Origin of the sequence: Marinifilum sp. RC60d5 (assembly GCF_052400665.1) — a bacterium.
GTDB lineage: Bacteria > Bacteroidota > Bacteroidia > Bacteroidales > Marinifilaceae > JBQTGK01.
The window spans coordinates 70399-83751 of record NZ_JBQTGK010000003.1 but is presented as its reverse complement, the minus strand read 5'-3'; the positions used below and the strand labels follow the sequence as shown (position 1 = coordinate 83751).

Genomic DNA, 13353 nt, shown 5'->3' with positions numbered 1-13353 from the left:
CCATTATTATGTCGTAACAAACTTACTACTAATCTTTATTTATAGGATGTGTAAAATAAAAAGTAGTTCCAAGACCAACCTGAGATTCCAACCATATTTTACCCCCCAATAATTCGCTTAAGCTTTTAGATATAGACAAACCTATTCCTACTCCATTATATGTTCTGGCCAAACTTTCATTTGCCTGTCTAAAAATTCCAAAAATATTATTTTTCTTTTCGTCGGGGATTCCAACGCCTGTATCTTTCACAAAAAATGTAAAAGGAATATTCGAATTTAAATCATTTTGTTGCATACCAAATTCTATAAATCCTTTATCTGTAAATTTTAATGCATTCTTTAACAAATTTTGGAAAATTTGCTTAAATCGATTCGGATCGGTTTCAAAAACCAAATGTTGATATCCATCTGGCAAAACCATTTTTAATTCTATACATTCTTTATCTAAAGCCTGTTGTTCCATTTTTATAACAGCATATACTTCATGAAGAATTTCTTCCAAACGGCATTTTTTCTTTTCAATTTTTACCGCTCCCGACTGTATTAAACTAATATCAAAAAGATCTTCAACAATATTTAATAAATTCAAGCCACTTTGATTAATCATCTTACAGTATTCAATAGCCAAATCCATAGAAATATCCTCATCAACCAGCTCCGAAAATCCAATAACAGCATTTAAAGGAGTTCGCAATTCGTGAGACATAGTCGCCAAAAATACAGACTTTAAGCGATCCGATTCTGTAGCATCTTTCAAAGCTTTATGTAACTCCTGTTCTGTTCTTTTTTGTTCAATAGATATACTAATCTGATGAGAAACCAATTCCAGCATTTCCCTATCATTTTCACTAACTGCATTTTCGTCATCATAACTTTGAATAACCAAAACACCAATAATTTTCTCTTTACCTTTTAAAGGCATTCCCAGCCATATTTTTGATGGTTCTCCTGCTAGCTCAACCTCTCCTAATCTCTCTAGTTCATCCAGTCTATCAACTGTACCCATAAGAACTTCTTCATGATCGACAACCCATCCCGAAAGTGATTTCCCTTTCGGAAAAGACTCAACAGAATCATATTCATCATCGTGATAGGGCATATTAAAAAGCTGTTTTTCGTGATCATACAGGGCAACAAAAAAGTTAGTTGTATCAATTATTGCAGATAACTCTTGTCGAATAAAGTGGATAAATTCAACCAATGTATTTTGAGAAAATACAGCATTGGATATATTTAAGATTATCTGTTGTATTTGTTCCTGCCTTTTGCGCTCGCTTATATCTTCTTTAACAGCAATAAAATTAGTTATTTCACCTTCATCATTCTTTAAAGCCGAAACTGTTGCAAATTCCCAAAACTGCTCACCGTTTTTTTTCAGATTCTGAAATTCACCTCTCCAAACATTTCCCACTTTAATTTCCTGCCACAAACTTTGATAACTTTCTGCAGGAATAAAACCAGAGCTTAAAACTTGCGATTTTTCTCCTTTCAATTCCCCTAAGGAATATCCTGTTAATTCTTCAAACTTAGGATTTACATACTCTATATCTCCATTAAAATCAGTAATAACAACCGAAGTTGGACTTTGTATAACCGACTGAGATAATTTACGAAATTCATTTTCTACACGAATCTGATTACTAACATCACGAATAGACAGTAAACATACCTCTTTCCCTTTAAAAATGGAGTTTTTAATATGAACTACAACTTCTTTTCTTATTTTATTTTTAGTAATGCCCTCAGCTTTAATCTTATGTCTAAACTGCTGAGCTTTTGTAGTGTATGGAGTAAACCAGTATTCCCTTCCTATAAATTTAAAAATAGACATCGTCGCCAATTCCTTCTCTGAATATCCACTTATTATTTCAGCACGCTTATTTACATCAACTATTTTATCACCTTCAACAATAAAAACAGCCTCATTACTAGCACTAGCTAATGTTTTATATTTATTCTCGCTTTCCTCAAGCTTCCTGATCATTCCATAACGATCAAGCACAATTCCTGTTATACTAGCAAGCTCACTAATCATAATCATATCCGCCTCATTCGGATAATAAATCTCGCTATGATATATTGCAAAAGTTCCTAGTATTTTTCCTAAAGGATCCTTTATTGGCTCGGACCAACATGATGCTAAACCTGCCTTTTGAGCAAGCTTCCTACTATTTTTCCAGTAAGGATGAGTATTTACATCTTCTACAATAACTCGTTTGCCCGTAAATGCCGAAGTACCACATGATCCATTTCCCAAACCAATGGGAAAATTGTTTATGGCTTTATTGTAAAAGTCAGGTAAATCGGGCGAAAATCTCAGAAGTAAATGCTTCCCTTCCTCATCTAGGCATAAAATCGAACAAATTGCACCGGAAGAAACACGCTGTGCTCTCAAAACTATTTCGTTTAAAATAAATTCTTCCGATTTTCCTTTATACAATAAATCCAATATATTCGATCGTAATGCTTTCATATAGTAAAAATATTATATTTTTCGATTTATAAAAAACTATGATAATTTTTGTTGTATTTGTCATCTCTTCCATTAATCACAAACAGATCTGACAAAGAAAAAAAGTGCTGTCCGTAAGAACAACACTTTAAATTCACAAATAAAATCTGTAAAATAATTTTATCCTACTAATCTTCCTTTTGGTTTTTGGGCCGCAAGCATTTCTTTTGTTTTGATATCTAACTTAGACTCTTTCTCCTCTGGCTGAGTAATTTCTCCTGTTGCCTGAGTCGAATCTCCTCCCATACTATACAATCCTTTTAGAATCATTGCATGTTTTTCTTCGGCAGGAATTGCTTTGTAAGCAGCTTTTTTCTCATCTTCTATTCTTTGCTTTTCAGCTTCTGCAGCTTCTATTTTAGCATAGTAAGCATCCGCTTTTTTGTTCTTTAAAAAAGGTCCGGCTACTGTAGGAAACAATTCCAATAGTAACATTTCTTTCTCATTTTCGGCAAGTTTAACCCCACCAAACTCTTCCAATACTGGATTCTCTGGCGATTTGTATTTGCTTACATCAAAATCGGATGCATTAAACTGTCCACAAATTTTTTCACGAAATTCCGGATCAATATCGATAGGTGTTTCACCATACTCGCCTTTTACAAGATTAAAAAACTGGTTATTAACATTTGTATATGGCTCTTTACCTGAGTTCACATCTAAAACATAGTTTACTGCCTGAACACCTACAATTTGAGATGATGGAGTTACTAATGGAGGACAACCAGCAGCTACACGTACCTCAGGCACTTTTTCCAATACTCTAGGTAATAAATCCTCTAATCCCAGTCCTTTTAACTGGGCCAGCATATTGGTGTACATACCTCCTGGTATCTCAGCGGCTTTTACTTCTTCGTTTGGAGCTGGAAAATTGAAGAATTTATCAATTGCACCACAAACCTCTAACAATTCTGCTTCCTTATCTACTTTAGCTAATTCAATAGCTCTATCGAATAATGCATCAATATCTTTTGGTAGATAATCAGCCGTAATATCAAATTCTAATGGAAACATTTTATATGAATCGAATTCTGCAATTCGCTCACGTATTCCTTTTAGTTCTTTATTTATTTTAACAACAGCATCTAAATTTACGCCAGTATCTAAACCCAATTTATCAGCAAAAATCTGAATAATTTCGAATGCCGGGGCAGCTGGTCCACCAGCAAAATTCAAGATGTTAGTATCCACAATATCAACACCATTAACAATAGCCATTAAAACAGCACCTAAACCATAACCCGGAGTACAGTGAGTATGAAAATCGATAGGTACATTCAACTCATTTTTCATTCTTCTAATAATCTTACCCGATAATGATGGAGGAATCAATCCAGCCATATCCTTCACGGTAATCATATCAGCACCCAAAGCTTCCATTTGTTTTGCTTTGCTTATAAAATAATCTACATCAAAAATCTTTTTAGGTAATTTTTTACCTGCTAACAATGCTTTTAAACGTTGCTTTCTTGTGAATTTAGGATCAACGGTATAACAAACAGCACAGTCGGCAATACCGCCTGCCTCTTTCATATACTTTATGGTAGTCTCCATGTTCTTTACATCGTTCAGACAATCGAAGATACGCATGATACCCAAACCTGATTTCACCGCATTCTTATTGAATCCTTCGATTACGGTTTCTGGATATGGAGAATATCCAAACAAATTTCTGCCACGAGACAAAGCTGTTAAATGAGATACATCACCAATTACTTCTTTAATTGACTCCAAACGATGCCATGGATCCTCGTTTAAGTAACGCATTACCGAATCGGGAATTGCACCTCCCCACACTTCCATAGCATAAAAATTAGCATCCTTATACAAAGGCAATACCGATTCAATCTCTGCTTGAGGAACACGAGTAGCAAATAATGATTGCTGACCATCGCGAAGGGTAAGGTCACGAATCTTTAATTTACCAGTACGCTTAATTGCAGCTCTTTCGGCAGCAATTTTCTTACGATTTTCTGCTCTCTGCGCTTCAAATTCTACTTTTCGTTTTCCTTCTAAATAACCTTTAGCTACCAATGGGAAAAGTTCAAGCAACATATATTCCTTATCATCCTTAGCCAATTTAACATTTCCAAATTGTGATAATATTGGATTTTCTGGCGATACATAAGCATCTACATCATAATCGATTTTTTCTGCTTTGCCGGTAATTTTCTTACGAAATTCCGGAGCGATATCAATTGGTGTTGTTCCATACTCTCCTTTTACTAAATTAAAGAACTGGTTGGATACATTGGTATAAAACGGACGACCAGAATTTTCATCGATTACACAATTTACAGCCTGAACACCAACAATTTGAGAAGAAGGAGTTACCAATGGCGGACAACCTGCATCCAAACGAACCACCGGCACCACTTCTAACACTCTCTCAAGCAGGTTTTCCAAACCTAAAGCTTTCAACTGGTTAAGCATGTTAGTATACATACCTCCAGGAATTTCCGCATCTTTAACCATTTGGTTTGGAGCTGGAAAATTAAAATATTCTTCAATTGCATGACAAGCTTTCAATAAGTCTTCTTCATTATCGGTTTTTGCCTGCTTAATTGCCTCATCAAATAACTGATCGATGTTTGCAGGCAATTTATCTTTTGTAATATCGAATTCGATTGGAAATTGCTTGTAGCTATCAACATCGGCTAAAGCATTGGTACGAATTTCTTTTAGTATTTTATTGATTTCCACTACTGTTTTAGCATCTCCATCTAATTCAATGCCTAATTTCTCGCAGAAAATATAGATTAGTTCATAAGCCGGAGCAGCAGATCCTCCAGCAAAATTCATAATATTGGTATCAATAATATCAACACCATTAATAATTGCAGTAAGAGCAGAAGCCAAACCATATCCTGGTGTAGAGTGCGAATGAAAATCTACAGGAATACTTAACTCCTCTTTAAAACGACGAATAATTTGACCTGCAAAAGAAGGTGAAGCCAATCCGGCCATATCTTTTAGTGAAATCATATCTGCACCTAAAGCTTCCAGATTTTTGGCCATGTTCACAAAATAATTAATGTCAAAAATCTGATCTGGAAGATTCTTTATGGTTAATCTTTCCAAATCTTCTTTTTTAGTAGGGAATTTAGAATCAACGGTAAAACATACAGCACAATCGGCCATACCTCCAGCTTCTTTTACATACTTAATGGTAGACTTCATATTCTCGATATCATTCAAACAATCGAAAATACGCATGATACCCAAACCAGACTTTATAGCCTGGGTATTAAAGTTTTTTATTACTGATTCAGGATATGGGCTATAGCCAAAAAGATTACGACCACGAGATAAGGCTGTAAGTTTGGAAACATCGCCTATTTCTTTTTTGATGGACTCTAAACGGTACCAGGGATTTTCATTTAAGTAACGCATCACAGAATCAGGAACTGCTCCTCCCCATACTTCCATTGCATAAAAGTTAGCCTTCTTATATAGATGTAATACTTTTTCAATTTCTGCCTGAGGCATTCTTGTAGCAAAAAGAGATTGCTGACCATCTCTTAATGTAAGATCTCTAACTAATAATTTCCTTTTTTTCATACCCTGACTTATTAAATTATTATCCCCACTTAGTACTCGAGAGAGTTGTTTTAAATTTGGTATAGAACTAATGTTATTTAATCCTACATCAAAAATAAAAACATTTTTTCATTAAGGAAATATTTCTATATTAATACCTGTATGTTCTACAATATCTGAATACATGGGTGTAATTACCCATGCACAATACTGATTTTTTTCTTTAATAATTAGAGCAAAAATTCGCAATCGATATAGAAAAATTAAAAGAAAAGAGAAGAAATTAGAAAAACATCAATAAAACCAAGTCTATTCTGCAAAAGATCGCATCTAAGTCTCTAATTAACCATTATAGTCTACTGTTTAATTAAAAGCAGAGGAAAACACCCATTCCCTAATTTTTGATTTACAAAAAAATGTTTTATAACATATTTTATAAGCTAGAATCTCATAAATAAAAAAATTTATCCATTACATTTTCAAATAAAAAACGACTCAGGCATTCTCCTAATATTCATAAATAAAACAGTTTTGTAATTTCTCTCTCATTTCGTAAAAAGATGTGTACTTTTATGGCGTTAAAATTGAAACTTTAGAACCTAATTTGAAGCCCATATTATCCCTGGGTTCAAATCATTAAATATCACACTGTGAGTATGATCGGACAATACGCAGAATTAAAAGTTGCCAAACTAGTTGATTTTGGCGTTTTTTTAGAAGGAGAAGATGAAGCATTAATATTGCTTCCTAATCAATACGTACCACCAAAAACACAATTAGACGATACTATTAAAGTATTTATCTATCGCGATTCGGAGGACAGAATTATAGCAACAACATTAACTCCTAATGCTACTGTAGGCGAATTTGCAGTTATGAAAGTAAAATCGGTTACCAATATTGGAGCATTCTTAGATTGGGGACTTGCCAAAGACCTTTTGGTTCCTTTTAGTGAACAAAGGGAAAAATTACAAGAAGGTCTCTCCTATCTTGTTTACGTTTATCTGGATAGTTCTACAGGTAGAATTGTTGCTACTGCAAAAGTCGATAAAATCCTTAAAGATGTTGAAGTATCTTATGCCGAAGGAGATGAAGTGGATATTTTAGTGGGCAAAAGAAATGATTTAGGCTTTCAGGCCCTTATTAACGACGATGCTTTAGGTATTATTTATAAAAATGAAGTTTTTGGCCATTTAAAAATTGGAGACAAAAGAAAAGCATATATCAAAAAAATCAGACCCGACGGAAAAATAGATATCAGCTTGCAAGAACAAGGATATCAGAATGAAGTACCTAAATTGGGTCAGCAAATTTTAGATATGCTTAAAGATGAAGAAGGATTTCTTCCTTTAAACGATAAAAGTTCACCCGAAGACATTTATTATTTGCTTAAAATGAGCAAGAAGAATTTTAAAAAATCAATTGGACTTCTTTACAAACAAAGATTAATTACCATTGAAGAGGCTGGAATTTATTTGGTTCAATAAACTAAAAAAATTACTTAAAAAACAAAATACGTAAACCACAACTAAGCTAACATGAACAATTCCCTTAAAACTTTTTCCTTAGCTGTCTTGTTACTATTTTCACTAACCTCAAAAGCTCAGGATAAATCCGATTGGAAAGCTGGAGTACCAGAGGGTTGCACCACAATTACTGTGGGTAAAATGGCTACCACAGACGGATCGGTTATTACATCTCACACCGATGATAGTCATCGTACCCGAGCATGGATGAATATTGTTCCTGCAAAAAAACATAAAAAAGACAGCAAGTTTTTCTTGTATGAACGATCAGCATATGATAGTTTGACAATGCCTACTTATCAGCACAAAAAAATTGGAGAAATCAATCAGGCAGAAACAACTTATCAATATCTGAACACTGCTTATCCGTGTATTAACGAAAAACAGTTGGCTATTGGGGAATCTACCTTTGGCGGAAGAGAAGAATTATTTTCGAAAAAATGCTTAATAGACTGCCAGCGATTGCAGCAATTAATGTTGGAAAGATGCTCTTCTGCCCGCGAGGCAATTGCTTTAGCCGATGATTTACTAACTAAATATGGATGGAGAGATTTTGGTGAATGCTTAACCATTGCGGATAAAAAAGAGGTTTGGCATTTCGAGGTTGTTGGTCCGGGAAAAGGAAAAATTGGTGCCGTTTGGGTGGCTCAGCGAGTACCCGATAATCATATTTCGGTAAACGCCAATGCAAGTACCATTAAAGAAATAAATATTAATGATTCTGATTCCTTCTTAGCATCCGAAAATATTTATAGCCTTGCCAAAGAAAATGGATGGTGGAAAGAAGGTGAAACATTTGTCTGGAATAAGGTTTATGCACCTAAAAGTCGTTTATCATTAGCTTCACGCAGAAGAGAATGGCGTGTTCTTTCAATGGCAGCTCCATCACTAAAACTGGATGCCAACGATAAAGACTATCCTTTTTCAGTAAAACCGGATAAAAAAGTAAGCTTGGACGACTTGGTCACAATTTTTAAAGATTATTACGAAGGAACACCTTACAACTTTGTAAAGAATATTAAACAAGCCAATAAAGAAGGAAAAGAAGTATTATCTCCTTTTGCAAATCCGTTTATGCCATACGAAATGAATCGTTTATTTAAAGTAAATGGCGGATGGGGAGAACTTGGCGAAAGAACCATTGCTCGCTGGTATACGATGTATGCCACTATTATTCAATGCCGAGACTGGCTACCCGATGAAATTGGAGGAATTGCCTGGCTGGCTCAGGATAATGTTGCAACATCTATATATATTCCTGTTTATGCTGGTACTACCGACTTAGCCGAAAGCTATAAAGTAAAAGCCCGAAGAACAGGTTATACACGCAAATCGGCATGGTGGGCTTTTAATCGATTAGGAACTTTAAGTGCTCAACGCTGGGGAGATATGCGTAAAGATGTTGATAAAGTATTTATTCCTTTGCAGAGCAAATATTTTGAAGAACAAGCAAAAATTGATGAACAATATTTAAATCTTAACAAAAAGAAACGGAAAGAGTTTCTTACCAATAGAAGCAAACAACTGGGAGGCGAAGTTGTTGAAAAAGCCTGGGAAATTGGCGATCATATTTGGACCAAATATGATGAAAAGTTCTAGTTTTAAAATAGGTCTTTTAAAAACATATACAAAAGCTTTATAAAAGCTATCAATAAAAATACATTTAGTTGCAATAGCTGAAACTTTACATTTTAGTTATTGCAACTTTTTTTTATCTGGTAAACTCACCTTGTCATTCTATAAAAGAATAAATTAAATACATGCACATTACGAATTTGCCATAAAAAACTCATTATCAAAAAAAAGGAACGAATCGACATTAAAAATCTTATGTGAAAAAGATTACACCCAGAATTATCGAATATAAATCAGAACCTATTTTTTGCGTTCTAATTCTCGTAAATTTTCCATTTTTTTCATCGATAAATAGGAGTTAATATCACCTAGATGTTCTTTTACCTTCTTATTTCCAAACTCGTAAACCTTATCAACTAAACCATCCAGAAAATCTCTATCGTGCGACACAACAATTACGGTTCCGTCAAAATCTTTTAATGCAGCTTTTAAAATATCTTTTGTTTTCATATCCAAATGATTGGTTGGCTCATCGAGAATCAACAAATTCACTGGTTCAAGAAGTAACTTAATCATTGCCAACCTTGTTTTTTCTCCTCCGGAAAGAACTTTCACTTTCTTCGTTGAATTATCGCCGCCAAACATAAAAGCACCTAAAATATCCTTTAACTTGGTACGAACATCTCCTTTTGCCACATGATCGATCGTTTGGAAAACCGTTAAATCCTCATCCATTAAAGAAGCCTGATTCTGAGCAAAATACCCAATCATACTATTATGGCCTAAAGTCAGAATTCCACCATGATCGATTTCCTGCATAATGGCTTTCACTAAAGTAGATTTACCTTCACCATTTCTCCCCACAAAAGCAATTTTTTCGCCTCTTTCGAGAGTAAAATTCACATTCTCGAACACCAAATGATCGCCGTAATACTTATCCACATCCTCCATAATTACAGGATAATTTCCCGAACGTGGCGAAGGTGGAAATTTTAATCTCAAAGCCGAAGTATCTTCTTCATCCACCTTAATAATATCAAGTTTATCCAACATCTTTACACGCGATTGAACCTGCAAAGTTTTTGAATATGTTCCCTTAAATCTTTCAATAAATGCCCTGTTCTCAGCAATCATTTTTTGTTGTTCGTCGTAAGCTTTTTGCTGATGAATTCGTCTGTCTTTTCGCAACTCCAAATACTCAGAATAAGTTGCTTTGTAATCGTAAATTCGGCCCATTGTAATTTCAATGGTTCGCGAAGTAATATTATCGACAAATGCACGGTCGTGAGAAATAACCATTACTGCTTTTCCCGAATTGATCAAAAAATCTTCTAACCACTGAATAGACTCAATATCCAAATGATTGGTTGGCTCATCCAAAAGAATTAAATCAGGTTTCTTTAATAAAATTTTTGCCAGTTCGATTCTCATTCTCCAACCACCACTAAACTCGCTGGTTGAACGAGTAAAATCGTCACGCACAAATCCCAATCCTAAAAGAGCCTTCTCTACTTCTGCATCATAATTAATCTCTTCAATTGAATAAAACGATTCACTTAAAGCTGATACATCTTCAATAAGTTTGTAGTAAGCTTCCGACTCAAAATCGGTACGGGAAGCCAACTGCTGATTCAAATCCTCAATTTGCTTTTCCATCTCAAAAATATGAGAAAAAGCCTGTGCTGTTTCCTCAAAAACAGTTCTGGTATTGGAAGTCATTAAATGCTGAGGAAGATAAGCAATGGTTTTATCCTTTGGGGAAGATACTCTTCCACGGCTAGCCGTATCTACTCCCGCAATAATTTTTAGAAGGGTAGATTTTCCCGCACCGTTTTTTCCCATTAAAGCAATACGGTCCTTTTCATTAATTACAAACGAAATATCTTTAAACAGAGTTGTTCCTCCAAACTCAACAGCCAATGCGTCTACACTAATCATCTTTTCAGTTTTAATAAGCCGCAAAGATAATTACTTTCCTGAATTCCAAAATATCCTCTCACAATTCTATTCAATAGAAAATTTTAAACTAAAAAAGCACCCCATAATGGGATGCCTTTATTACAAGCTCTGCTTATATCTATTATTTTACAGCTACAACTAAATATTTCGAAGCCTTCCAGAATTCTTCCGGATTAAGAATTGTAATTGCTTCAATCTCTTTTTCGTTTCCTTCTATTCTGTACGAATCGCTTGGATGTGAAGTAACAATACTCACTTTTTTACCCGATACGGGGATACTTGTTGTTTGAGTAATATCAATATCATTAAAATTTTCGGGATTAATTTTTTGGTTCAATTTATTTGTTGATCCAATTCCCAATAATCCACCTTCACTTGTAACAACTTGTTTCAATTTTAATTCTTTGATATCACCAATTACATAATGACCTGTATGCAAATTGTTTATTTGTTCTTCAATTATTTTATCCTTGTTATCATTTTCAGTATTTAAAGCAACAAGAGTACCATTTAATTCAGTTACCTGTCCATTTAAATTATCAACTTCAACATTTAATTGTGCTACTTGTTCTGTTAATGCTGTTAAAGAAGCATCTTTCTCTTTAATTTGTGCTTTTAGTCCTGCAACCAGTTTCTTCAATTTTGAGTTTTGGTACCAGCTATTCTTTAACTTCTTATCAAGACTTTCTATTTTCGCTTTGTTCTCTTCTAAAAGATCACGAACTAAACTCAAGTCGTTAACAATTTGTTCTTTCTGGCCTACCGAAGGATTCTCATTTGCATTAACAGCAATAATTTGCTCTTTTTCTTTAATAATATTCAAATTTGCAGCAATTACATCGAACGATTCTACAAAATCATCAATGGTAGAATCTTTTTCCTGAGCCATTTGCGTAAGCTGAACATTTTGCTCACGAAGTTGTTTTAGTTCTTTTTGGTTACAAGCCGTAAAAAATGGCAACACTAATAATGCTAATAATAACTTTTTCATAATTTTAATTTTTTATCAGTTTACATCAATTCAAATTCAGGATTACTTAAGAGAATACTGTGCCGCAATTTCTACTTGCAACAAGCACTTTTAGCTAAAACACTGAATAACTGACCACTTTAGTGTTTATTTTTTTCTAACTAAAAAAAATAATGCAAATTTCAGCTTTAAAAGTGTGGCAAAGTTTCTACAATTTGTAGAATTTAATTCTACAAAAAAAGCCTGTACTAGACAGGCTGGAGGAATGAGCTTTCAAAAAATCGAAAGCATCGGTTTTTATATATTACTAATTTTTATTCCATATTAAAGCAGCAGCTCCTAAAACAGCTGCATTATCCTTAATGCCAGAAGGTAATACCTTAATTTTATTCCTATAGATAGAAAGCAATTCTTTTTCTAATGTTTCGCGAACCGGATCAAACAGAATATCTCCTGCTTTGGTTAATCCTCCAAAAAGAAATATCGCTTCGGGACTAGTTACTGCTACCACATTTGCCAAAACTTCGCCTAACATTTTCGCGGTATAAGAAAAGGTTTCTTTGGCAACCAAATCTCCCCTACCTGCTGCTTCAGCCACCATTTTTGCTGTTAGTTTACTAAAAGGAATATCTCTTAACTCACTATCGCCTAAATGGCGGGCCAATAGTTTATAAACAGTTCTTTTAACTCCCGTTGCCGAAACATAGGTTTCTAAACATCCCTTTCTACCGCACCCGCATTCACGTCCGCTTTTACGTACAATCATATGCCCTACTTCACCAGCAAAACCATCGTGTCCGTATAACAAATCACCATTTACAATAATTCCACTCCCCAATCCGGTTCCCAATGTAATCACCATAAAATTATTCATCTTCTTGGCTGCACCAAATACCTTCTCGCCCATGGCTGCCGCATTGGCATCGTTAGTAATACTAACAGGCACATCAATTCTTTTTTTAACCAAATCAACCAAAGGTATACTTCCCTTCCATCTTAAGTTAGCAGCATTTTCAATAGTACCCGAGTAATAACTAGCATTAGGAGCTCCAATTCCTACTCCAATTATTTCCAACTTCTCTTTCGATTTATCAAGAATACTGTTCACATTATCAAATAACTCATCCAAATAGTTATTTATATCTTCATGCTTTTGAGTGGGTATATTTCCAGTAAGTAAACATTTTCCTTCCTCGTCGATACAACCAAAAACAGTATTAGTTCCACCTATATCGATACCTAAAACAACTTTTTTCATTGTTAATATTTTT

The 13353-nt window shown here is 34.4% G+C and carries 7 protein-coding genes; 2 read left to right on the top strand and 5 right to left on the bottom strand.

Annotated elements, in window-relative coordinates:
• Nucleotides 1-28: 28 nt before the first annotated feature.
• Both ACT3CE_RS07950 and ACT3CE_RS07945 read right to left on the bottom strand, forming a co-directional pair.
• Complete coding sequence (locus ACT3CE_RS07950; RefSeq protein WP_444709236.1) at nt 29-2473, bottom strand: GAF domain-containing protein; 2445 nt, start codon at nt 2471-2473, stop codon at nt 29-31.
• A 159-nt stretch (nt 2474-2632) separates the two neighbouring features.
• Entirely contained in the window at nt 2633-6073 is a 3441-nt protein-coding gene (locus ACT3CE_RS07945; RefSeq protein WP_444709235.1) for a hypothetical protein, read from the bottom strand.
• 635 nt (nt 6074-6708) lie between these two features.
• Between ACT3CE_RS07945 and ACT3CE_RS07940 the strand changes: the two genes are divergently transcribed.
• Nucleotides 6709-7539 carry a CvfB family protein gene (locus ACT3CE_RS07940; RefSeq protein WP_444709679.1) on the top strand — a complete coding sequence of 277 codons (831 nt, stop codon included), beginning with the start codon at nt 6709-6711 and terminating at the stop codon, nt 7537-7539.
• Between the two features lie 51 nt (nt 7540-7590).
• Nucleotides 7591-9177 carry a dipeptidase gene (locus tag ACT3CE_RS07935; protein WP_444709234.1) on the top strand — a complete coding sequence of 529 codons (1587 nt, stop codon included), beginning with the start codon at nt 7591-7593 and terminating at the stop codon, nt 9175-9177.
• A gap of 276 nt (nt 9178-9453) precedes the next feature.
• Here the strand turns inward: ACT3CE_RS07935 and ACT3CE_RS07930 are convergent, their stop codons facing one another.
• The 3 genes from ACT3CE_RS07930 to ACT3CE_RS07920 form a co-directional block, all read right to left on the bottom strand.
• Nucleotides 9454-11091 (bottom strand): ABC-F family ATP-binding cassette domain-containing protein, encoded by a 1638-nt coding sequence (locus ACT3CE_RS07930; protein ID WP_444709233.1) that lies wholly within the window; start codon nt 11089-11091, stop codon nt 9454-9456.
• 142 nt (nt 11092-11233) lie between these two features.
• On the bottom strand, nt 11234-12103 hold the full coding sequence (locus tag ACT3CE_RS07925; RefSeq protein WP_444709232.1) for a Cbp1 family collagen-binding glycoprotein adhesin: 870 nt from the start codon (nt 12101-12103) through the stop codon (nt 11234-11236).
• A gap of 286 nt (nt 12104-12389) precedes the next feature.
• Nucleotides 12390-13340: an ROK family protein gene (locus ACT3CE_RS07920; RefSeq protein WP_444709231.1), complete on the bottom strand. Its 951-nt coding sequence runs from the start codon at nt 13338-13340 to the stop codon at nt 12390-12392.
• Between the last annotated feature and the right edge of the window lie 13 nt (nt 13341-13353).

What these genes read in the sequence shown, in the direction of transcription:
- ACT3CE_RS07940 (WP_444709679.1), top strand. Translation starts at nt 6,709, where the DNA reads ATGATCGGACAATACGCAGAATTAAAAGTTGCCAAACTAGTTGATTTT.
- ACT3CE_RS07935 (WP_444709234.1), top strand. Translation starts at nt 7,591, where the DNA reads ATGAACAATTCCCTTAAAACTTTTTCCTTAGCTGTCTTGTTACTATTT.
- ACT3CE_RS07950 (WP_444709236.1), bottom strand. Translation starts at nt 2,473, where the DNA reads ATGAAAGCATTACGATCGAATATATTGGATTTATTGTATAAAGGAAAA.
- ACT3CE_RS07920 (WP_444709231.1), bottom strand. Translation starts at nt 13,340, where the DNA reads ATGAAAAAAGTTGTTTTAGGTATCGATATAGGTGGAACTAATACTGTT.
- ACT3CE_RS07930 (WP_444709233.1), bottom strand. Translation starts at nt 11,091, where the DNA reads ATGATTAGTGTAGACGCATTGGCTGTTGAGTTTGGAGGAACAACTCTG.
- ACT3CE_RS07945 (WP_444709235.1), bottom strand. Translation starts at nt 6,073, where the DNA reads ATGAAAAAAAGGAAATTATTAGTTAGAGATCTTACATTAAGAGATGGT.
- ACT3CE_RS07925 (WP_444709232.1), bottom strand. Translation starts at nt 12,103, where the DNA reads ATGAAAAAGTTATTATTAGCATTATTAGTGTTGCCATTTTTTACGGCT.